16 protein-coding genes are annotated in these 22559 nt (G+C 72.7%); 10 read left to right on the forward strand and 6 right to left on the reverse strand.

The annotated features are described in order from the left end of the window. Positions 1-19 precede the first annotated feature (19 nt). Positions 20-1651, reverse strand: coding sequence for a sodium:proton antiporter (locus FJ309_08970; GenBank protein MBM3954730.1), 1632 nt, complete (start codon positions 1649-1651; stop codon positions 20-22). 581 nt (positions 1652-2232) lie between these two features. On the opposite strand from FJ309_08970, the gene FJ309_08975 reads away from it, so the two are divergent. The 3 genes from FJ309_08975 (at position 2233) to FJ309_08985 (ending at position 4764) form a co-directional block, all read left to right on the forward strand. Beyond that, complete coding sequence (locus tag FJ309_08975; GenBank protein ID MBM3954731.1) at positions 2233-3132, forward strand: hypothetical protein; 900 nt, start codon at positions 2233-2235, stop codon at positions 3130-3132. A gap of 30 nt (positions 3133-3162) precedes the next feature. Next, positions 3163-3480, forward strand: a complete 318-nt coding sequence (locus tag FJ309_08980; protein MBM3954732.1) for a hypothetical protein — start codon at positions 3163-3165, stop codon at positions 3478-3480. A gap of 138 nt (positions 3481-3618) precedes the next feature. Beyond that, entirely contained in the window at positions 3619-4764 is a 1146-nt protein-coding gene (locus FJ309_08985) for a tetratricopeptide repeat protein (protein ID MBM3954733.1), read from the forward strand. A 34-nt stretch (positions 4765-4798) separates the two neighbouring features. Here the strand turns inward: FJ309_08985 and FJ309_08990 are convergent, their stop codons facing one another. Continuing rightward, positions 4799-5839 (reverse strand): hypothetical protein, encoded by a 1041-nt coding sequence (locus tag FJ309_08990; protein MBM3954734.1) that lies wholly within the window; start codon positions 5837-5839, stop codon positions 4799-4801. A gap of 128 nt (positions 5840-5967) precedes the next feature. On the opposite strand from FJ309_08990, the gene FJ309_08995 reads away from it, so the two are divergent. Then, entirely contained in the window at positions 5968-7686 is a 1719-nt protein-coding gene (locus tag FJ309_08995) for a glycerol-3-phosphate dehydrogenase/oxidase (protein ID MBM3954735.1), read from the forward strand. Beyond that, the gene (gene glpK / locus FJ309_09000; protein MBM3954736.1) at positions 7686-9218 is read left to right on the forward strand and encodes a glycerol kinase GlpK; all 1533 of its coding nucleotides are present in this window, start codon (positions 7686-7688) and stop codon (positions 9216-9218) included. The genes FJ309_08995 and glpK overlap by 1 nt, the downstream gene beginning before the upstream one ends. Positions 9219-9278: 60 nt before the next feature. Here the strand turns inward: glpK and FJ309_09005 are convergent, their stop codons facing one another. Continuing rightward, a complete protein-coding gene (locus FJ309_09005) occupies positions 9279-10589 on the reverse strand; it encodes a hypothetical protein (GenBank protein ID MBM3954737.1) in 1311 nt (436 codons plus the stop codon). Between the two features lie 1046 nt (positions 10590-11635). Between FJ309_09005 and FJ309_09010 the strand changes: the two genes are divergently transcribed. Together FJ309_09010 and FJ309_09015 are read left to right on the forward strand one after the other, a co-directional pair. Continuing rightward, positions 11636-13096: a transcription termination factor Rho gene (locus tag FJ309_09010; GenBank protein ID MBM3954738.1), complete on the forward strand. Its 1461-nt coding sequence runs from the start codon at positions 11636-11638 to the stop codon at positions 13094-13096. A gap of 496 nt (positions 13097-13592) precedes the next feature. After that, entirely contained in the window at positions 13593-14351 is a 759-nt protein-coding gene (locus tag FJ309_09015; GenBank protein ID MBM3954739.1) for a hypothetical protein, read from the forward strand. A gap of 6 nt (positions 14352-14357) precedes the next feature. Here FJ309_09015 and FJ309_09020 read toward each other — a convergent pair whose 3' ends face one another. Beyond that, the gene (locus FJ309_09020) at positions 14358-14651 is read right to left on the reverse strand and encodes a hypothetical protein (GenBank protein MBM3954740.1); all 294 of its coding nucleotides are present in this window, start codon (positions 14649-14651) and stop codon (positions 14358-14360) included. Here FJ309_09020 and FJ309_09025 point away from each other — a divergent pair. Further along, positions 14646-16076 (forward strand): hypothetical protein, encoded by a 1431-nt coding sequence (locus tag FJ309_09025; GenBank protein ID MBM3954741.1) that lies wholly within the window; start codon positions 14646-14648, stop codon positions 16074-16076. The genes FJ309_09020 and FJ309_09025 overlap by 6 nt on opposite strands. 245 nt (positions 16077-16321) lie before the next feature. On the opposite strand, the gene FJ309_09030 is transcribed toward FJ309_09025, so the two are convergent. Both FJ309_09030 and FJ309_09035 read right to left on the reverse strand, forming a co-directional pair. After that, entirely contained in the window at positions 16322-18235 is a 1914-nt protein-coding gene (locus FJ309_09030; protein MBM3954742.1) for a hypothetical protein, read from the reverse strand. A gap of 248 nt (positions 18236-18483) precedes the next feature. Beyond that, the gene (locus FJ309_09035) at positions 18484-19734 is read right to left on the reverse strand and encodes a PLP-dependent transferase (GenBank protein MBM3954743.1); all 1251 of its coding nucleotides are present in this window, start codon (positions 19732-19734) and stop codon (positions 18484-18486) included. Positions 19735-20048: 314 nt separating this feature from the next. On the opposite strand from FJ309_09035, the gene FJ309_09040 reads away from it, so the two are divergent. Both FJ309_09040 and FJ309_09045 read left to right on the forward strand, forming a co-directional pair. After that, complete coding sequence (locus FJ309_09040) at positions 20049-21746, forward strand: hypothetical protein (GenBank protein MBM3954744.1); 1698 nt, start codon at positions 20049-20051, stop codon at positions 21744-21746. Further along, on the forward strand, positions 21743-22507 hold the full coding sequence (locus FJ309_09045; protein MBM3954745.1) for an SDR family oxidoreductase: 765 nt from the start codon (positions 21743-21745) through the stop codon (positions 22505-22507). The genes FJ309_09040 and FJ309_09045 overlap by 4 nt, the downstream gene beginning before the upstream one ends. Positions 22508-22559: the final 52 nt, after the last annotated feature.

Raw genomic sequence — 22559 nt, forward strand, 5'->3', positions numbered from 1 at the left:
GGGCGGGGGAGGAGCGGCGTCAGAGGAACAGGAACGAAACCAGGGCGAAGATCGGCAGCAACACGCCGAAGCTGTACACAAGGTACCCGAAGAAACTGGGCATCCGCACGCCCGACTGCTCGGCGATCGCCTTGACCATGAAGTTCGGCCCGTTGCCGATGTAGGTCATCGCCCCGAGGAACACGGCCCCGAGGCTGATCGCGGCCAGCCGGCCGACCTCGACGCCGGCGACCGTCGGCCCGTCGGCGGCGAGGCCCTGGGCCGCCTTGAAGAACACGAGGTAGGTGGGAGCGTTGTCGAGCATGCTCGACAGGATGCCGGTGGCCCAGAAGAACGAGCGGGCCGAATCGAGCCCGAGCCGGCTCCCCTGCTCGGCGAGGATCGCCAGGGCCGGCTGCATGCAGACGAAGATCCCGAGAAACAGCGCCGCCACCTCGAGGATCGCCCCGTAGGTGAAGGCGTTGCGCCGGCGGATGTCGGCGCTGCCGAAGGCCAGCGACGCCGCGACCAGCGCCACGAGGATCACCTCGCGGAGGAACACCCAGGGATGCCACGCGGTCCCGGGGAGCGGCTTCGACGGGTCGAGGAGGGCGACGGCGGCGACGACGGCTGCGAGGAGCAGCGCGTTGGGCCACAATCCCGAGATCCGCAGGCGCGTGGCGGCGCGGACGTCGCGGCGGATGTCGCCGAACGACTCGCGCGGGTGGGCGAAGAACGTGTCCCACGCCCAGTAGATGGCCAGCAACAGGCCGTTGGTGACCAGCCACGGCTTCCACAGCGACAGCGTCCAGAGGAAGTCGACCCCCTCCAGGTAGCCGAGGAACAGCGGCGGATCTCCGATCGGGAGGAGCAGGCCGCCGCAGTTGCAGACCACGAAGATGAAGAACACGAGCGTGTGGGCGACGTGGCGCCGCTCGCTGTTGGTGTCGAGCAGCGGGCGGACGAGGAGCATCGCCGCCCCGGTGGTGCCGACGAAGCTCGCCAGCAGGCCGCCGGCGGCGATGAACGCGGTGTTGACTTTTGGAGTGGCGACGAGATCCCCCTCGATGCGGACGCCGCCGGTGATCACGAACAGCGCGAACAGCAGGGTGATGAACGGGACATATTCCGCCAACAGGGCGTTGGCGAGCACCGCGCCGCCGATCCCCCACGAAGGCCCGCCGGCCGCGGGGGCGGCGACCGCATGGGCCGGGAAGTGGATGTCGACCGGATGGCGGTGGAGGAACAAGTAGAACGCCAGGGTCGCCAGGCCGAGCGCGCCGGCGACGGCGAGCTTGCTCGAGTTGTGTTCCCACCTGTGGGAGAGGGCGGGGGTGAGCGGGAAGATCGCGATCGCGGCCAGCAGGGCGACGAACGGGACGACCGTCCACAGCGGCGGGGCGGCGGCATGCCCGGCAGCGGCCGCGGTGCCGTGATCGGCGCCGTGATCGCCGTCGGCCGCCGGAGCGTGGCCGTGGGCGGCTTGTGCGGCGACGATCAAGTCGCGACCATGCTGGGGCCAGCCGACCAGCGCCGCCGCGGCATAGGCCACGAGGACCGCGACCAGCCCCGCCAGCACGCCGGCGCTGCCCGACGCCGCGGCGTGACGGGAACCGGAATCGGAACCGGAAGCGGCGGAGGCGTCGCTGGTGGGCGGAGGTGTGGCGGTCATGGCTCGGGCGAGCGGCAGTGGGCGTGCGGGAAGGGGTCGATGACGGATCGCGACGCGACCGCCGGCCAGGATGGTACGCCCCCTGCGCCGCGCGCGGAAGGCGGCTCGACCGTCTGGCTGCGGGCCAACCCCCGGCCGGTGTGGCTCGCTGCCGCGGCGCAGTGGGGTGGGTTGGCGATCGTGTGGCTGCTCGTCGCCGGGCTGGCGGGTTGGCCGCCGTTCGGGCCGTGGAGCGGGGCGGCGGTTGGGGCGGCGGCGCTGGCAGCGGTGCTCGCCACCGCGGTCGGCATCATCGCCCGGGCAGCGCTGCTGCCGCGGGTCGAACGCCGCGGCGACCGGCTGCGGGTGCGGGTGGCGCCCGGGCGCACGGCCGATCTGCCGGTCGCCACGGTGGAGTGTTTCTTCCTCGGCTCCGACGCGCTCGCCGGGGAGCCGTCGGCGTCCCCCGCCACGCATCGCGTCGGCACGCTCGTGATCCGCTGCGCCGAGCGCGACGCGGCGGCGTGTGCGGCGCTCGTCGAAGGCGCTCCCGCCGCCGGCACTGCCGCTCCGGGAGGCCACGCGCCGGGCGCGTGGGGGCGATGGCAGGACGGGGCGGTGGTCCTCGACGGGCGGTGGTGCGAGCCGCTCTCGGTCGACCTCGCCCGGCGGCTGTCGGGGCTGCTCGTCGAGGCGCGGCGCGACGTCCTCGGTGCACCGCGGCCTGCGGAGCAGGCGCGATGAACGGCGGCGTGCTGGTCAGCGTGCGCGATTCCGAAGAGGCCCGCGCGGCGCTGGCCGGCGGCGCGGCGGTGATCGACGTCAAGGAGCCGCGCCATGGGCCTCTCGGCTGCGCAGCGCCCGAGACCGTCGCAGCGGTCGGCCGCGCCGTCGCGGGAGCGGTTCCCTGGACGGTCGCGCTCGGTGAATTGGCGGATGGCCCCGCGGCCCTCGCTCGTCGGTTCGACGACGTCGTCGCAGCCCTCGCCGGTGCCATGCCCCCCGCCGCCGTCAAGGTCGGGTTGGCCGGCATGGACCGTCAGGCGTGGGAGCGCGACCTGGCCACGGTCTTCGCCCGGCTCGGGACGGCGACGGCGCCGGTCGCGGTCGCCTATGCCGACCACGAGGTGGCGGTGGCGCCCGATCCCCGCGCCGTCGTCGCGGCTGCGGCGCGGCTCGGCTGCCGCTGGCTGTTGATCGACACGGCCGACAAGTCGCGGGGCAGCGTGATGGCCGGCGCGGCTGCCGCATCGCTCGCGGGCTGGATCGACGCGGCGCGCAAAGCGCGATTGCCGGTCGTGCTCGCCGGCAGCCTCACGCTCGACGACCTACCGGCAGCGGTGGCGATCGGAGCAGCGCTCGTCGGGCTGCGGACCGCCGTATGCTGTGGGGGTCGTCTGGGGGTCGTGAACGAGGGGCTCGTGCGTGCCGCGGTCACTGCCGCAGCGCGGGCGCGCCGGTGCTCGGCCGTCACCGCCGGGGCCGACCCCCGGTCGAGGTGACGGCAGGGACGGCCTGGAAACTCTGGAGACGTGATCGTGAAGACACTCGAAGTACGCGTGCCGCACTCGCTCGATCCGGTCGAGGTGCGGCGCCGGCTGGACTCGGCCCTGGCGTCGGCGCGGAGTGATTTCGGCGACTCGCTCGGGGATCTCGACGCCAGCTGGGACGAGGCCGACCGGCTTGCCTTCCTCCTGGTGGTCCGCGGCCTGAAGATCCGCGGGAACCTCGAGGTCCAGGTGGCCGAGTTGGTGGTCCAAGTCGACCTCCCGGGCACGGCCCTGCTGTTCAAGGGGCCGATCCGCGACGGGATCCAGGAGCGGCTCGGAGGCCTGCTGGCGTCATCCTGAGGCCAGCGGGCGGAGTGCGGCTTCCCGACGAGGTCCGGGCGGCGCCGGTGCGGGGGGACCGACGGCACCGATCAAGCGGGTTGGTGGACCGCGCGCCGGGCGGGTGGACGCCGCACCCCGCGGCGGTCGATCCACCGGATGGGCGAAGGTATGCTCGCGGCCATCGTCAGGTCCGACCCGTCCTCCCCCCGGAATCCGTATCCCATGGCCCCCCGGTGGTTTCGTCTTCGTCTCGGCGCCCGCAATGCCGGTCTGGTCGCCTTGGCCATTCTCGCGGCAGCTTCGGATCGGGCCATCGCCGCGCAGCAGGGCGCCAACGCCCCGAAGTCCCGGCAAGGGGGTGCCGAAGACGATCCCTTCGCGGACGAGCTCAATCCGCTCGGCACCGGTCGGCCGCGCCCCGCGACTCCCGGCACCGCACGGCCGGAGACGCCGACGCCGCGGCCGATCCCCGACGCCCCGACGGTGCCCCCCGAACTGCCCGCCGGACGACCGTTGACCCCGAAAGACGACGCCGCTGACCGGGGCCGTCGCGAACGGGCGCTGCCGTTGCCGTTTCCCGAAGCGGGAGACGACCTCCTCGACGGGATGGGGGCCCAGACGAAGTCGCCCGCAGAGCCGTTCCTCGTCGAGGCCGAGAAACTCGAGAAGGCGAAGAACTACCGCGACGCGGCTGCGGTCCTCGAAAAGGCGGTCGCCGCCGACCCGAAGAGCACCGTCGCGCATCTCGCCCTCGGCATGGTGCGGCGCCGGCTCGGCGACCTCAAGGGCGCCATCGTCTCCTATTCCAACGGTCTGAAAGTCGACGAGTTCGACCCCTCGCTCCTGTTCCGTCGTGGGATCGCCTGGTTTCGCCTCGGTGAATACCGGATCGCGCTCGAGGACTTCGACGACGCGTCGGGTCTGTCGTTCGACGACCCGATGCCCGAGATGTGGAAGGGGTTCACGCTGATGGAGCTCGACCGCCCCCGCGAGGCGATCGTGGCCTATTCCGCGGCGATCCAGAAGGACCGCAGCGTGATGGACGCTTACCTCAACCGCGGGCTGGCCTACCTGGTCGTCGGCGAGCCGGACAAGGCGGAGACCGACTTCGAGCTCGCCATCCGGCGCGATCCGGCCGATGCCACCGCCTGGTTCAACCGCGGCGTCGCCCAGGCACGGCAGCGCGAGTACGCCAACGCGGCGACGTCGTTCCAGCGGGCGCTGGTGATCGACCCGTCGTTCGAAGCCGCCCGCCGCAACCTCGACGCGGTCCAGTCACGGGCTTCAGGCAGCGGCGGCTGAGGGCCGGCCGGCCGCTCGCTGCGGGCGCGCCCGCTCACGGCTTGCCCGCGGCGCCGACCTCGAGCCGTTTTTCGACGATCCGGCTTTGCAGCCCCAGCGGGCCGAGGATCGCGTCGAGGAGCTCGTCGCGGGTGGCGTCGCGGACATCGACGCGCACGATCCGTCCCCGGGGCACGCCGGCCGCCGCCAGCGCCGCGTCGTCGAGGACGAGCTCGAGGCGGAGGCGTGCGCTCACCGCCGCGAGCAATTCGCCGAGCGGGGCCTCGGCCCGGAGCGTGAACCGGTCGTGGGCCGGGTCGCGCGCCGCGGCGGGGCGGCGCTCGCCCGATGGTCGCAGCGGCTCGCGCGGCGGCCGGTCGCGGCCGGTCGGTTCGAGACCGTCGCCGAGGGCGACGATCGGCAGCCGGAGCGGTCTGGCCGTGGAGTCGGCAGGGAGGGTGCTCCAGTCGACGCGCCGATCGAACTGGCGGAGGATCAGATCGAGCCGCTCGGCGAGCGGCAGCGGGGGCAGCGCGGCGGCGCGGAAGTGGTCGTGGGGAACGTCGTCGATCCCCACCAGGGCGATTCCGGCGGCGGCAGCCTCGTCACGCACGAGGTCACGCGGCACCGCGCCGTCGGGCCACGACCAGGGAGCCGCGGCGAGCGCCTGGCGCCGCAGCGCCCCGGGCAGCGCGCGAATGTCGCGCTCCCGGCGCCTCTCGGCGGCGGCGACGGGCAGCGCGTCGGCCGGGGGAAGGAAGACGATCACGGCTTCGAGGGAAACGGCGCGGGCCCCGGCGGCGGCGGCGAGGCGGGCGAGCAGACTGGCGATCGGTTCGTCGTCGGCCGCGAGGTCGACGGCGATCGTCCGGTCGACACGGCGATCGATGATCACCGGTCGGCCACAACGCTCTGCGAGGGTACGGGCCAGGTCGGCGACCGGGACCGCGGTCCAGGCGCCCGAGACCGGGTCGTCGAGACCGTCGGCCCGGAGGTGCGCGTCTCCGCCGGCGCTCACGGCCAGCCAGCCGACGAGCGGCGCCAGCCACCACCGGCAACGCTCTGCCGTTCCCCTGGCCGGTCCCAATCGCGCCATGGAAAGCCGATCCTCGCGCGGGCGGGGCGGTGCCCACCCGGGCCCGCGACGGCGCGAGTATATTCCCGCTCGCGGAGCGTCGGCAGGCCGGAACGGTCCCTGGGCCACGGTCACGGAGGGAGCGGTCGATGCCTGGATCCGATCGACCGACCGTGCTCGTCGTCGGGGCGGGCATCAACGGCGCGGCGCTGGCCCGTGAGCTCGTCCTCGCCGGGTGCAACGTGGTCGTCGCCGACGATCACGACATCGCCGCCGGGACCACGGCCTGGTCGACGCGGCTGATCCACGGTGGGCTGCGGTACCTCGAGTATGGCGAGGTGTCGCTGGTCCGCGAGAGCCTCGCCGAACGGGCCCGTCTGGTGCGGCTCGCGCCGCACCTCGTCGAACCACTGCCGTTCTACCTCCCGGTCCAGGGGCGGTGGGGCGGCGTCGCCGCGGCCGCCGCGCGGATCGTCGGCTGGGAGGGGCTGGCGCGGCGCTGGAGCGGGCCACGTGGGCGGGGCAGCATCGCCGTCGGTCTCGGACTGTCGCTGTACGACCTGCTTTCCGGCGGGGGCTGGCCGCGCCACCGCCGGGTCCGGCCGGGCACGGCGGGACTGCCCGCCGTGGACACGGCGCGGTTTCCGCGCGGGCAGGTGTACGTCGATGCGCAACTCCGATTCCCCGAGCGGTTCACGGTCGAGCTGCTCGTCGACGCGGCGGCGGCGGCGGCGGCCGCGGGGCGTTCGTGCCGGATCCTCCCCCATACCGCAACGCGGATCGGATCCGACGCGACGGTGCACCTCGAGGATCGGGAAGGATTCGGCGAGCGGATGGCGGTCGATGCCGTGGTGAACGTCACCGGGGCCTGGGTCGACGCCGCGCTCGCCGGCCCGCTCCGCGGCCTCGAGGCGGACGGGCGTCTCGTGGGGGGCACGAAGGGTAGCCATCTGGTGATCGATTCGGCCCCGCTCCACGCCGCCCTCGCCGACCACGGCGTCTACGCCGAGGCGGCCGACGGCCGGCCCGTGTTCGTGCTTCCCTTCGGCCCGCGTCTGGTGCTGGTCGGCACGACCGACATCCCCTGGCAGGGAGACCCCTGGGAGGCGCACGCCGAGCCGGCCGAGATCGCCTACCTCCTGGCCGCGGCAGGGCGGCTGTTTCCCGACCATGCCCCGACTGCCGACGACGTCGTCCAGCACTACTGCGGCGTCCGTCCGCTCCCGGCGGGAGGGCGGGGCGCGCCCGCCGGGATCACACGCCGCCACATGCTCGTCCGCCACCCCCGCGCGGCGCTGCCGGCCTGGTCGATCGTCGGCGGCAAGCTCACCACCTGCCGGAGCCTTGCCGAATCGGCGGCCCGTGAGATCCTCGCCACGCTCGGCCGGAAGGTGGAGGGTGATTCACGCGACCGCCCGCTGCCCGGCTCCCCGGCCGCCGGCGGCACGGCGTCCCTGGTCGCCGCGACGCGCGCCGGGCTGATCGCCGCCGGGGTCCCCGCGGGGGCCGGCCTCGAGGCGGCAGCCGAGCGGACCGTCGCGCTGTTCGGTGCGCTGGCGCCGGCCGCGGTGGCCGGCGGTCCGGTGCCGGGGCCGGCGCTGCTCCCGGCCACCCACCTGCCGGCGGCGGTCGTGCGATACTGCGTTTGCCGGGAGTGGGCCCGGTCGCTGGCCGATCTGGTGGAGCGGCGGCTGATGCTCCTCTTCGACAGCCCGCTGCACCGCACGACGCTCGACGGGGTCGCCGCGGTGCTCGCCGCGGAACGGGGCGGAGGGGCAGCCGACGAGGTCGGGCCGCTCGTGGCGGATCTCGAACGGCGCTACGGGAAGCGGGTGATCGACGGCCGGCAACCTGACAGGAGGGGCTGATGAGTGGCACCGCGCGGCATGTCCTGGCGCTCGACCAGGGGACGACCTCGAGCCGGGCGATCGTCTTCGACGCCGCGGGCATTCCGGTGGCGATGGCCCAGGAGGAGTTTCCCCAGCACTACGGTTCGGGGGGCGCCGAGTTGGGAATCGTCGAGCACGATCCGGAGGACATCTGGCGGACGCAGCTCGGCTGCGCCCGGGAGGCCCTCGGCCGCGCGGGGCTCGGCGCCGATGCGGTCGCCGCCATCGGGATCACCAACCAGCGCGAGACGACCGTCCTTTGGGAGCGGTCGAGCGGCCGGCCGGTGGCGCCGGCGATCGTCTGGCAGAGCCGGGTCTCGGCCCCGGTCTGCGCCCGGCTCCGGGCCGCGGGCGTCGAGGACGAGGTCAGGAAGCGGACCGGGCTCGTGCTCGATCCCTATTTCTCGGCGACGAAGATCGTCCATCTCCTCGAGACGATCCCCGGCCTCCGCTCGGCCTGCGAGCGCGGCGAGGTGCTGTTCGGGACGATCGACTCGTTCCTCGTCTGGCGTCTGACGGGGGGCCGCGTCCACGCCACCGACCCGACCAACGCGTCGCGGACGCTACTCTACGACATCGACGAGCGCCGTTGGAGCGAGCGGTTGTGCGCCATCTTCGGCATCCCGCCGGCGATCCTCCCCGACGTCCGCCCCTCGAGCGGCTCGTTCGGCGAGTCGGCCGAGGAGTGGTTCGGCGCGCCAATCCCGCTGCGGGGCTGTGCCGGCGACCAGCAGGCGGCCGCCTACGCCCACGGTTGCTTCGGCCCCGGGGCGGCGAAGAACACCTACGGCACCGGGGCGTTCCTCCTCTCCGCCACCGGGTCGAGGCGCGTCGACAGCCGGCGCGGTCTGCTGACGACACTGACCTGCGGTGCGGGGCCCGGAGCGCCACCGGCCTATGCCCTGGAGGGGTCGGTGTTCATCGCCGGGGCGCTCGTCGGCTGGCTCCGCGACGGCCTCGGCCTGATCCGCACCAGCGCCGAGGTCGAGGAGCTCGCCCGCAGCGTGCCCGACTCCGGGGGGCTGGTGATCGTGCCGGCGCTGACCGGCCTGGGCACGCCCCACTGGGATCCGTCGGCGCGGGGGATGATGATCGGGCTGACGCGGGCCACCGGTCGCGGGCACGTGGCCCGGGCGGCGCTCGAGGCGATGGCGCTGTCGGTCGGCGACGTCGTCGCCGCCATCGAGGCCGACAGCGGTCAACCGCTCGACCGGCTGCGCGTCGACGGCGGGGCGAGCGCGAACGACATGCTCCTCCAAATCCAGGCCGACGTGCTCGGGATTCCGGTCGAGCGCCCGGTCGTCCGCGAGACGACGGCCCTCGGAGCCGCCCTGCTGGCGGGCCTGGCCGTCGGCCTGTACGCGAGCCACGACGACGTCCGCGGCGCCGCCCAGCTCGATGGCCGATTCACCCCCGTCGAGGATCAGACGACGCGGGCGCGGCGGCGGAGGGCGTGGGATGCCGCGATCGGCCGGGCGCGCGGCTGGCTCGACGAGCTCGCCCGGGCGTGATCGGCGGAGCGGTCGCCGCGTGCCGCCCGGTGACAGCGCCTGGCACCGGCGAGCCGCCGGTCAGCGGACGATCGTGCGCTCGGCGGCAGGACGCTCGGCGACCGTGACCCGGGCGGTGTACCGCGTCGGATCGGCGGAGAAGGTGTCGCGCGTTTCCGGGGACGAGAACAGATACATCCGCGACTGGTACGTGATCCCGTAGCGGCGCTGCCCCTGGACCTTGCGGCCCGAGTCGAAGGCCAGCACCGGGTCGTCTCCCGACAGCCCGGGAGCGTAGCGGTCCGGGGCGGCGAGGAAGGTTTGCTGCTCGGCCTGTCCGGCGAACAGATAGGTCCGTCCGCGGTGACGCACACCCCATTGGGCCCGCCCCTCGACCCACGTGCCTTTGTCCATCACGCTCACCGGACAGTAGCCGTCGAGTCCCACGGGCATCGAGACACCGGCGTCGGTCGCGGTGTATCCGGCCGGTGCGACCGGCGAGGGCGTCGGAGGGGGGACGGAGGTCGCCGGCTTGGTGGCGCTCTCGGGGCGGGTGAACAGACCGGTGATCGACCGCTGAAACGAATCCCAGGCCGGCAGTCGCGTCGCGGACTTCGCCGGGGGCTGTGTCGGGGGAACCGCGGGGGCCGACTGACCGAGCCAGGGGCCGGGGGCCACAGTGGCCGCTGCCGTGGATTCCGCCGCGGGCGTGGTCGAGGCCGCTCCCGGAGGCTCGATCTGGCTCGCGAGCGCCGGGGCCTTGCCGTCGGCCGTCATCGGCCGCGTCACCTTCTCGGCAGGCCACGCCGGTGCGCTTGCGGCCAATGCCGGGGTCTGGTCGGCAGCGGGCGCGGCCGGCGCCGAGGGCTGGGGTGCGACGGCACTAGCCGTCGGGACCGGCGCGGCGGGGCCGGCACCGGTCGGGGCGACCGGGGCGGTGGCAGCTGTGGCCAGGGCCGCCTGCTGCACCGCGCGACCGGCGGCGGCGACGAAGGCCGTCGGCGCGGCGGGAATGTCGAAGCGGGCGACGACGCGCTCATCGCGGTCGATCACGCAGGCGGTCGGAAGGTGGGCCACCCCCATCGCCCGGGCGAGCCCGGGGTCGGCATCGACGTCGACACGGACCGGCTCGTAGCAGGCAGTGAGCAGCGCGACCGCCTCCGGCGATGCCAGGGCGGTCGAGTCCAGGGCCACGCTCGGCTCGCTCCATGCCGCCGTGAACACCACCAGCACCGGCCGTTGGCTGACGGACGAGGCGACTTTGGCACCGGCGAGGTTGGTGTGCCATGGGATGTCGGCCCAAGCCTGGCCGGCGAACGCTGTCGCCACGGCGATCCAGGTGCCGACGACCCGCCGGGAGTGGCGGGCCCAGGTGAACCACCGGACTGGCATGGGACTGGCTCTCGGCTAGGGGCGATCGGTGGGGATAGACGCCATGAGGCGCTCCCCGGCCGGTTGTATCGGTCGTTCGGATCGCACCTGTTGCGTCGAAATGCCCGGGCCGATGGCCGGGCGGAATCCTGGGTAAATTCCCTGGAAACCCTGGGGAACTGCAGAAACCAGGCGGGCCCAGCCAGGCGGGGGAAGTGGACTCCTTGACACCGCCGGCGGGGCTGCGGATACTACCGACCAATGGTGAAGGGGTGAACAGAGGCTTATATCACCGCCTCGAATCCGCTCGCCAAGACAGGGTGCCAGGCGAACGATCCCACGCGGCTGTTCTCAGTCCCCGCGAGCATCGTTCGGAAGCTCCGGCACGGGTTCCAGAGGAGATCGTTTCCCTCTGGCCCTTCGTGACAGGGCACTCTGTCCAGGGGCTTTTCGTTCGTTCGTCCAGGCTCGTTTCGGGAGCCTCGCCTTTCTGTGGTTCTGAATCCTGACCGTTTTCGGCCGGGATCCGCCAGTGTGGACCAGTCGGTTCGCACTGCATGCCACGGGAGCCAGGTGGTTCGCGACGCGTTCCTGGCGGTTCGGCCATCGACGGAGGTGGCGCATGCTCCGGCGGGCGGGAGTCCTTTTCGGGATGCCGCCTGCGTCCTGAAGCGTTAGCCGATGCTGGTGCGGCAAGTCTGCCGGTGCTCCGCGGGCAAGGGAGATCGTGGAGCCACCGGATGACGGTTTGCGACCCCCGCAGACCCAACGGGGAGGCGGGGAGGGAGATCGATCCGACGAGCGAAGGGGAACGCCCGATGGAGCGGGCAGTGGGACCGGATGGGGCGTTCGCCCTCCGGTCCCGACGATCCCGAGCACGGTGATCCCGGATCTTTTGGATCCGGGACGAGTCCACACCCCGGGGAACCGGTGCCGACCGGTGTCGGCACGAATTTCCTCGGGACTTAGAGCAGTTCGGCGGGTGGTGCCGACGGTCCAGCGAGCGCCGCCGCGGGTGGCGAGTCGTGTGTCGAGAGTTCGGTTTTCCCGAGGGATGTGCTGAAGACATGTCGAAGCGGAGGCGTTCACGGTCGCATGGCCGTCAGGGCATGGGGGGCGGTCAGCCCGGCCAGTTCGGACCAGGTGGTGCTCCAGGTGGTGCTCCAGGTGGTGCTCCAGGTGGTGCTCCAGGTGGTGCTCCAGGTGGTGCTCCAGGTGGTGCTGGTGGGGGCGGACCGGGAGGCCATGGCTACGGCGGTCGCCGTGGACGCGGTCGCTATCGCCGTGGCGGCGGTGGCGGCGGCGGTGGGCCGTCAGTCAGCGGTGCCGGCGCCGTCGGGATGGACGGCGAGGGGATGCGCGCCCCGGATGCCGAACCGGAGGTCGCCGAGAACGGCGAGCCGATTCCGCTCCAGCCCGGCGCGGGTGTCCTCGAGATGCACCCCAACGGCTACGGGTTTCTCCGCAGCGCCGAGACGAACTACACCCGGGAACGGACCGATCCGTTCGTGCCCGGAACGATGATCGAGCGGTTCCGTCTCCGCGAAGGCGTGTTCATCAAGGGGATGGTCCAACCGGGCCGTCGCCAGCAGGGCCCGCGCGTGCGCGAGATCCTCGAAGTCGAGGGAATGGCGCCCGACGAGTACCCGAAGGTCAAGACGTTCGATCAGCTGACGCCGATCAACCCCGAGACATGGCTTCGTCTGGAGACCGGCCAGCAGCCGTTGACGACGCGGATCATGGACCTGCTCACGCCACTGGGGAAGGGGCAGCGGGCACTGATCGTCGCTCCGCCGCGGACCGGCAAGACGGTCCTCCTCCAGCAGGTTTCCCAGGCGGTGTCCGCCAATCACCCCGATCTTTCGCTGGTGATGCTCCTCATCGACGAACGCCCCGAGGAAGTCACCGACATGCGCCGCACCGTCAAGGGAGAGGTGCTCGCCAGCAGCCTCGACTGCGACGTCGAGAGCCACGTCCGGCTGTCGCAGTTGGTGATCGAGCGCTGCAAGCGGATGGCGGAGGCGGGGAAGGACGTGTTCCTGCTGATGGACTCGATCACGCGGATGGCGCGGGCCTTCAACAAGTGGGTCGGGAACACCGGTCGAACCATGTCCGGCGGCGTAGACATCAAGGCCCTCGACATCCCCAAGAAGCTGTTCGCGACCGCGCGCGTGTTCGAGGAGGGGGGGTCACTGACGATCGTCGCCACGGCTCTCGTCGACACGGGCAGCCGGATGGACGAGCTGATCTTCCAGGAGTTCAAAGGCACCGGCAACATGGAGCTGGTGCTCGACCGGAAGCTCGCCGATCGCCGGGTCTGGCCGTCGATCGACATCTCGCAGTCGGGCACCCGACGCGAGGAGAAGCTCCTCGACCCCGACACGCTGCACGCCGTCAACATGCTCAGGCGGACGCTGTCGAGCATGCACCATGTCGACGCCATGGAGCAGCTCACCAAGCAGCTCGCCAAGTTCAAGAGCAACCGCGAGTTCATCTCGCTGATCGCCAGTTCCCGTTCCGGCGAGTGACCGCTCTGATGAGGCCGTCGGCCACCGTGCTTGCGGCCATCGGCTGATCGGGCTTTGGGAGTTCAGCCGCGGCCTGCAGGCGGAGAGCGGCTGTCCGGCTCATCGGCGGGGAGACGGCTCGCCCAGTGGGCATATTGCGGGTCGCCGCAGCGGAACGAAAACACGGCGTCCGGAAGCCGATCGGCCCCGCACCCCTCGGAGCGGACGCGGACCACGATCGCGTCGCCGCGGCGCTCGATCGACAGCCTGTCGGCCGACAGCGGCGCATCAACAGGTGCGATGGCGGGGGCAGCCTGGGCAGGCCGTGGCCTGTCGGTCGGAGGGAGTGGGGCGGGCATGGGGCCGGCGTGGAGGGCGGGGTGACTGGCAGGGAGCTGATTATGGCCACCCGGGCGGCGATCGTGCCAGTGCTCGGCGGCCGATCGGGTTTTGGTCGATTGTTTTCCGCGATCGTATACTCGAAGGAACTGTTCACGGTTCGAGGAGCATCCATCGCATGACGCCCTATGCGTCGCTGGCGGACGATTTCTACGTCAACATGAACCTGGCCACGGAGATGGAACTTCCCGGCCAGCGGGAGACGGTCCTCCACTTCTTCGAGTGTCTGCAGAAGAAGTATCCGACGATGCGGAAGTTCTACTGCCGCGACAAACGCGACTTCGTGCTCGAGGAAGACAAGGATCAGGGGCGCTACCGCTGGGCCGCGGTCGAGGCCAAGCGGCTCTGTTCCGGGCAGGTCAACCCGTCCTCCCTCGAATCGGCTCTCGATCAGCACCGGCTGGTCCTCGACCTCGCGCCGGCGCTGCTGTCGGTGAGCCCGCTCGACTGCGAAGCGCTCGATCTGCTGTTCGGATTCGATTTCGCCTTCCGCGGCAACCACAACGCGCTGCTCGCCGAGGCCCTCGGCGTCGGTCCGGCACTCGATCGTGTCGCCGAGGTGCCGGGCTGCCGGGTGATCAACTACGAGCCGTCACTGACCGTGGCCGTCGACGAGGACTGCCGCGTGCAGGTGCGCGTCAGCACCGAGACCCGGACCAATGCCTTCCAGGTGCGGACCGGCGAGTTCTCGGAGGAGCAGCTGAGCGTGTACGTCACCGCGCGGCAGTATGGAAGTCTCGATCCCCGCCAGCCCGACGGCAGCGGCGGCTACGGGGAGGCACTCGACAGGCTGTTTCGCGTCGGCCTCCAGGTGGTCGACGAATGCGTCGTCAACCAGATCCTGCGGCCGCTGGCCCGTGCGATCTCGATGAAGTGACGGTGGTCAGCGGCCACCACGCGACCGGCCCCGATCGTGGTCGTCGCCGCGCGGCGACCGGCTTCGGGCGTCGAGGTTGCCTGCGATCACGATGCCGATCGCCTCGACCCAGCTGGGAACGTCGAGGACCGACCCGAGGCCGCTCTCGGTGAGGACGTCGTCCTCATCGTGGGCATCCTGCCGCGAAGCCCGCCGCGGGGCGGCGTCGCCGTCCTCGATGCCGAGGTACTCGAGCCCCTCGTCATCCTCGTCGCGGCCTCCGGCGACCGGAGCAAAGTCGTCGCGTCGAGAACGATGCAAGCCGCTCGAACGCGCCCCCTCGCCGCGGACTTCGCCCGGGCGCCGGCGTCCCCGCCTTCCCCGTCGCCGACCGCCGTCGGCGCCGTCGGTCGCCGAGTCCCCCGACCGGGCCGCGGTCCGTTCACCGGGGCGGCCGGAGTCACCGGTCGCTTCGCCACTGCGTCGATCGCGCCGGCGTCGGCCGCGGCGCTCGCCCGCCTCGCCGCCATCCCCCGGCCGTGCTTCACCGGCCGGCTCCGGCCGTTCCGGGGCTCGAGGCCGGACGCCGTAGCCGGCGGGCAGCGGTTCGTCGTCACCGCCGTCATCGCCGGCAGGAGGCCGTGCTTCGCAGGCCACGCCTTCCCCATCGGAGGGGCGCTCACGCCCCGACCGCCCACGGCCGCCACGACGCCCCCGCCGCCGCCGCGGGCGGCGCGGGCCGTCGTCGTCGCGGGTGTCTTCACCGGTCGATTCACCGCGAGCCGCGGGCGCCGCAGCGGTGTCTTCGGGATGCTCGTCGTGCCCGTCGTCACGCCCCCCCCGCCAGTCGTCGCGATCGGCGTCGACGAGGCGGGATTCGCCGGTCACCGCGCGGTCGCGACCACCCGGCCCACGGGCTTCCCCGGGCTGCTCGTCCGGCCCCCAGCCACCGCGGCGGATGCCGTCGTCACGCCCACCGTGCCGGTCGTGGTCGTGATCGTCATGATCGTCATGGTCGAAACGCGCTCCGGCTTCGCCCGGTTCACCGCCGACCGCTTCGGCCCGCGACGGCCCTTCGGCCCTGTCACCCGACCGCCGCCCACGGCCACCGCGCCGCCCACGGCGGCGGCGCCGCCGGCCATCCCCGTCGCCACGCTCGTCGTCGCGGCGCGGCTCGTCGGAACCGCCGGGGCGGAGCGCATCAGCCGGCTCAGACGCCTCGCGGGCGTCGTCGCGCTCGACGACCGGGCGTGGTCCGCCGTCGTCGTCGCATCGGCGGTCAGGTCCGTCGGCCCGCGGCGGACCGCGGCGCGGGCGGCGCTCGTGGGCGTCGTCGCGACCTTCCCGCCGTGGGGCGCGGCGCGGTTCGTCGCGCTCGAGCGACCGCGGCTCCGGCCGGGGCTCGGTGCGCGGCGCCTCGACGGCTCCGGCCGGTCGCGCGATGGCGCGCGGCGGGGGTTCTGGCGCGGGGGGCAGCCCCAGGGCGTCGTCGAGGCCCGACCAGTCGCCCGCGGTCGGCGGGGCCGCCGCGCGGGGAGCAGCCGGTTTTGGCGGGGCTGGACGCTGCGGTGGGGCCGCCGGCGGTGGGGCCTTCGGTTCGGGAGCGGGCGCCGCCCCCAGCGATTCGGCGAGCGAGCCCCAGGGATCGTCGTGGTCGGCCATGAACGGGTTCCTGATCGTGCGGAAATGGGCGGAGACGTCCGGTCGGCGACCGCGCCGCCGCTGCGAAGTCCGACGCCGCCGTGATGGCGATTGCCGTTCGGTCGGAAACCGGCGTGTGGCCCAGGGGCCAGCCGCGGTCCGCGGCGCGAATTCCCAGCTCCCGGGACGTCGAACCCTTGGAGAATACCAGAAACCCGCCGCCCGGCGTCGCCCCCTCGTCCGGCCGGCCCGTGCGGCCGGAGGCGCCCTCGCGGCGTTCTCCGTGGTCTCCCACGAGGACGACATGCACCGACCGTGCCGCGGGTAGCGAGCGCAGTGTCCGCGCGACGTCAGCGGACCGGTGCCAGCGTACGGATCATGCTGCCGTTGTCGGCGACCTCGAACAGGGGCCGGTAGGGGCTCGACAGACCGCGCCGGGCGCGGCAGGCCGGGTACCAGACCAAGTTCACGGCGACGTTCCACGCCTGTCCGGAGTAGCCCTGCAGCGTGGTGCTGTTGAGCGGGATCGTCTTCGACGCCTGCGGGATCAGGTAGGTGAACGTCCCCTCGAGGGCCAGGCTGCGGTTCATCGGTGCCCGGACCAGCGAGCCGAGGATGAAGTCGCCCTGGCCGGTGCCACCACCCCAGGCCTTCAGCTCATTGGCATCGCCGAACAACACCCGGTAAAAGCCCGCATAGATGTCGATCGTGTCGGTGTCGACCAGTCCGAGCGGCCCGACGTTCTTCCGCCCCATCGTGTTGGCGGCACCCCAGAAGCCGAATTCGTGGAAGCCCCACACGTAGCTCACCTCGCCACGGACCTGTGACAGGTCGACGTCGTCGTAGAGATCGTCACGGAGGTAGTCCCAGACGGCGCCTCCCTGGAAGCCGCGCCCCTCGAAGGCCCGCGTGTAGAAGCCCGTCGTCACGAACACCTGATTGCGGGCACCGTTGGACAGCGGTTGGTTGCCGAGGCGGACGGTCGTCGACTGGAAGTCCGACTGGACGCCGCGCGCCCCGACCTGCCAGCCGATGCCGAGTGCGTTCCAGAACGGCATGCCCCAGTTGACGTACTCGTTGAAGCCGTAGTTGCCCAGCAGGCCGAGGTCGATCGGATTCTGGAACGACGTCACGCCGGCACTGGCGGAGAAGTCGCGGTACCAGCGCCAGCCGTAGTACGGCCTGCCGAACCGGCGGAGGAACGCGCAGATCCGGCCGTCATGCTCGTAGAACGGCAGACAGCCGCACGGCTCGCCATCCTCACAGGCGAACGGGTCGTCGTACGGCGACGGCACGTGGAGGAACGTCTCCCCGGTCCACCCGGGTCCGATCATCCCCGAGCCATCGTCGATCATCGTGCCGTCATCGAGGATCGCACCGTCCGGGAACATCGGCCCGCCGCTGCCGTCGTCGAAGTAGGCACCGTCGGAGAACTCGGGAGCCCTCCCGCCGTCGTCGGCGTAGGGAATGCCGGCCGAGGGATCCTCGAGGATGATCTCGCCGGGGCTGCCCGGGAAGGTGTCGGGGAGCGCGGGGGTCGGCGACTGGGTAATCGAGGGCGCGCCTGACTCCGCAGTCACGCGGGGTGCAGGCAGGGGCTGCGCGGCGGGAGCCGGCGCTGCCGGCGTCGGCTGCGAGAGCACCGACGGCATCCCGTCGGCGTTGAGGGCCAGACGCTGCGGCCGGGTGGCACGGGCCTGCGGCGGAACCTGCCGCCCCGCCGGCGCGGCGCCGCGCGGGGCCGGAGCGATGCCGGTCGCGGGGGTCACGCGGCGCTGGGCGGCCTGCGGCCGCTCGTCGCCGAGCAGTGGCCGGCCGACCTCCCCCTGCGGGGCGCGGTTGAAGCCGGTCCCGAAGATCCCCTCCGGGTTCGACGGATCGATCGCCCGCCGGAAGCTCTCTCCGAAACCGGCCGCAGCCGGAGCGCGCCGCTGGTCCGGCCGACGGGCCGCGACCGGGGCCCGCGGTGGGCGCAGATCGACCGCCGGCACTCCCGCCGGCAGGGCGACACTCGCCGCCGCGGCGCTCGGTGCCAACGCCGGGCTCGGCGCTGCAGCGGTCGCCGCGGCCGGGCGGGTGGCATTGACGGTGGTCGTCGGGTCGCGAGACGAAAGCTGCTCGTCGGCGGAACCGCCCGCCAGCGACCGGCGGTGGGGCGTCCAGCGCAGGCCGTCGCTGCCGGCATCGCCCTCGGCACGCAGTTCAACGACGCTGGCCGACAGCGCCAGGGCGATCACGAATCGGAGGCGGGGGGAAAAACGCATGGCCGGAGGTCTCCCGACAGCCCGCGCGCCGGATCCCGGCTGCGCGGCAACGTCGCTGCAATCGACAGCGGTATCGTCTCCCGCCGGGACGGAACTTCCGTCAAAACCGACGCGATGCACAAATCCACCCCCGCTTCACCGGGCTGCCCCGGCGCAGCGGCAAACTGGGCGGTTGGCGGCATCGGCCGCGGCGACCGTGGCTGGCCGGAGAAAAGCGGCCGCAGGCGACCCGGCCGGCGCGGGCGCCGTCACCCTGGCAGCGCCAAGGCCTGCCCGAGGTCGGCAATCAGGTCGTCGGCGTCCTCGATGCCGCACGCCATCCGGATCATCGAGTCGGGTATCCGGAACGTGGCCCGCTCCGCCGGGGAGTAGTTCCAGTAGCTCATCACCAACGGTTGCTCGATCAGCGTCTCGACTCCCCCGAGGCTCGGTCCGATCCGGGCGATCTTCATCCGGTCGACGACGGCCGCCGTCTGCCGCCAGTCGGCATCGCGGAGCAGGAACGTCACCAGACCACCGTAGCCGCGCATCGAGTCGCGCGCCACGGCGTGGAACGGATGGCTCTCCAGGCCCGGGTAGAAGACCCGCTCGACGCGCGGATGGCGCTCCAGGTAGCGGGCGACCGCCAGACCGTTGGCGTTGTGGCGTTCCATCCGCACGGCGAACGTCTTCAGGCCGCGCTCGAGGAGATAGGCGACGTGGGGAGAACTCACCCCCCCCATGATCCCGCGGAGGTAGCGCACCGGATCGATCAGCGCCTTCGAGCCGAGGACCACGCCGGCGAGCAGGTCGTTGTGACCGCCGAGATACTTCGTCGCCGAGTGGAGGACGAAGTCGACACCCGCCTCGACAGGGCGGACGTTGTAGGGCGTCCCGAGCGTGGCATCGATCAGCGTCAGCACGCCACGGCGCCGTCCGAGCTCCGCGAAGCGCGGGATGTCGACCACCGAGAGGTGTGGATTGGTCGGCGATTCACTGACCACGAACCGGGTCCGTGGCGTGATCGCCGCCTCCATCGCGTCGTAATCGCAGGTCGCCACCTCGCGGAATCCGACCCCGAAGCGCGTCAGGTGGCGGCGGCAGAATTCCCGGCTGCGGTGGTAGCACTCGTCGAAAAAGACGATCTCGTCGCCGGCGTTGGCATGTGCCATCAGCACGCCGACCAGCGCCGCCATGCCCGAGGCGAACAGCGTCGCCGCCTCGGCCCCCTCGAGGGCCGCCAGCTTCGCTTCGACGACGCGCTCGCCGGGATTCCCGTAGCGCCCGTATTCCTCGCGGCGCTGCTTCTCCTCGATGTAGCGGACGATCGAGTCGGTGTCGGTGAAGGTGTAGGTCGACGTCGCGAAGATCGGATCGGTCAGCGAGTTGCCCGGCTTGTCGCGGGACTCACCACCGTGGACGGCGGTCGTCGACGGGCCGACGCCGGCGCTGGCTGCGGGCGCCGCGGATGCGTCGGCGCCGGGGCGCGGGTTCGGAGCGCCCGTGCCGGGTCGGTTCATGGAGCGGCGTCCGTGTCTCTGGGGCCGCGATCCCGCGGCGGATGTGGGAGTCGGGCGATCACCCCGGACGGGCGGCGGCCGAGCGGCCACCCGAGGCAGCTGGCCCGCCGGGCCTCGGCGGCGACCGACCGATCGCCTGCGCCGGTCACGGGCCTCGGAGTCTAGTCAGCGCGCAGACCTCGGACAACACGCCCGGCACACCGGCCGCACACGCCCGGGGGAGCCCGGGCGACTGCTACACTGCCGACGCATTCGGCCGCGGTTCCGGGATGAACCGGCTGGCGACCGATCGCCCACCCGCCACGAGGCCGGAAGTGTCCCGAGCGCGTACGCGTGGTCCCGACAAGAAGTCTCCCGCGCCGGAGTCGCTGCCGCGTCCGCTGTGGCCGTCGGCGCGGGTCTGGGTGACGCTGGCCTCGCTGGCTGCCGCCGTGGCGCTGGTGCGGGCCGGTTGGCTGGAGACGCTGTTCGGCACGCTCATCGACGGCGCGGTCCGCAACATCATCACGCTGATCCTGTCGTTTTCCGGGCTCGTCGCCCTCGTCAGCTGGTTCCTCCGCGACAGCGGCCATCCGCGCCGCACGAAGTGGACGGTCGCCGGCATCCTCGCCGCCCTCGTCGCCGCGGCCGTCGCGACGCTCCGGATCGAGCGCGTGTCCGGGGATCTGGTCCCGGAATTCGCCTGGCGCTGGCAGCCCTCGCCCGACTTTCTCCTCGAGCGGAAGGGGGCGTCGCCGGCGCCGGCAGCCGCAGCGCCGGCCTGGGAGGCGACCGCCACCGACGTGCCCCGGTTCTTCGGCCCGGCCGGCACCGGCACGGTCGACGTGGCGCTCGACGCCGACTGGAAGGCGCGCCCTCCGCGCGAGGTGTGGCGGCGGCCGATCGGAGCGGGGTGGGGCAGCTTCGCCACCTGTTGCGACCATGCCGTGACCCTCGAGCAGCGTGGTCCCGAGGAAGTCGTTGCCTGCTACGCGCTGGCCGACGGCAGCGAGGAGTGGGTCGTTGCCGTCGAGGCGCGCCACCAGACGGTGCTCGGGGGCGTCGGGCCGCGGTCGACCCCCGCGATCCACGACGGCATCGTCTACACCGCCGGGGCCACCGGCTGGCTTCACGCCATCGACGGCGCCACCGGGCGCGTCGTGTGGAAGAAGAACATCCTCGACGATCTCGGCATCGACCCCGAGGCCCACGCCCTGGCCGTCACCTGGGGACGGGCGGGATCGCCGCTGGTCGTCGACGACCTCGTCGTCGTGCCCGGGGGCGGACCGCGTGCCGACGGGCCGGTCTCGCTGGTCGCCTACGACCGTGCCGACGGCACGCGCCGCTGGACGGCGGGTGACCGGCAGGTCGGCTACGCCTCGCCGATCGTCGTCACGCTCGCCGGCCGGCGCCTGATCGTGTCGGGCAACGAGGCAGAGGTGGCGGGCTACGACCCTGCCGACGGGGCCACCGTCTGGCGCTGCGAATGGCCCGGCCACAGCAACTCCGACGCCAACTGTTCGCAGCCCGTGTTCCTCGACGACCGGCGCTTCCTCCTCTCCAAGGGCTACGGCCTCGGCGCGGCGCTGTTTCGCATCGCCACGGCCGACACCGTGCCCTGGACGGTGGAGGAAGTCTGGCGCAACAACGGCCTGCTGAAGACCAAGTTCACCAGCACCGTGCTCCACGGCACTCATGTCTACGGCCTGTCCGACGGGATCCTCGAGTGCGTCGCCGTCGCCGACGGCCGCCGCGCCTGGAAGGGGGGCCGCTACGGGCAGGGGCAGGTGCTCCGCGCCGGCGACCTGCTCCTCGTCCAGGCGGAGTCGGGGGAGATCGTGGTCCTCGACGCCGACCCGACGGCCGCGCGGGTCCGTGCCCGGCTCGCGGCTCTCGACGGTCAGACCTGGAACAACCCCTGCCTCGCCGGCGAGCGGTTGCTCGTCCGTAATGCCGCCGAGGCGGCGTGCTTCATCGTGCCGTTGCGAGGTGCGGCCGAGGAGCGCGCCGCCGCCGTCCGGGACGGCCGATGAGCACCCCGGCCGCGCTCGCCGGTCGGACGGCGTTGGTGACCGGTTCCAGCCGCGGGATCGGCCGGGCCGTGGCGGTCGCGCTCGCCGCCGCCGGCGCCCGGGTCGCCGTCCACGGCCGCAGTGCTGCCGGCGCCGAGGCGACCGTCGCCGCACTTCCCGACCCGGCCCTCCATGCGGGCACGTTTCTCGCCGACCTCGCCCGTCCCGGCGCCGCCGACGGGCTCGTCGCGGAGGTCACGGCGGCACTGCCGGGGATCGACGTCGTCGTGGCGGTGGCGGGGGCCGACGTCCTCACCGGCGCGGCGGCGCAGTGGCCCTTTTCGCGCAAGCTCGAGGAGTTGCTCGCCGTCGACGTCGTCGCCACCGCCATGCTCGCGCGCGGGCTCGGCGCGTGGATGCGCGATCACCGTGGTGGGGCGATCGTGACGATCGGTTGGGACCAGGTGGAGGTCGGGATGGAGGGGGACAGTGGCGAACTGTTCGCCCTGTCGAAGGGGGCGGTGATGGCGTTCACGCGGAGCCTCGCCCGGTCGTTGGCACCACAGGTGCGGGTCAACTGCGTGGCCCCGGGGTGGATCCGGACGGCGTGGGGCGAGGGGGCGAGCGAGGCCTGGCAGCGCCGGGCGATGCGCGAGAGCGTGCTTGGCCGATGGGGCACGCCGGAAGACGTCGCCGCGGCGGTGGCCTGGCTGGCATCCGACGACGCGGCCTTCGTCACGGGGCAGGTCGTCCCGGTCAACGGTGGCTTCCGCCGCGCGTGAGAGGGGAAGCAAGCCCGCGGGCGTGATAGCGAAAATGCCCCGGCCTGGGCGA

The sequence above is a fragment of the Planctomycetota bacterium genome, assembly GCA_016872555.1.
In the GTDB taxonomy this organism is placed as follows: domain Bacteria; phylum Planctomycetota; class Planctomycetia; order Pirellulales; family UBA1268; genus F1-20-MAGs016.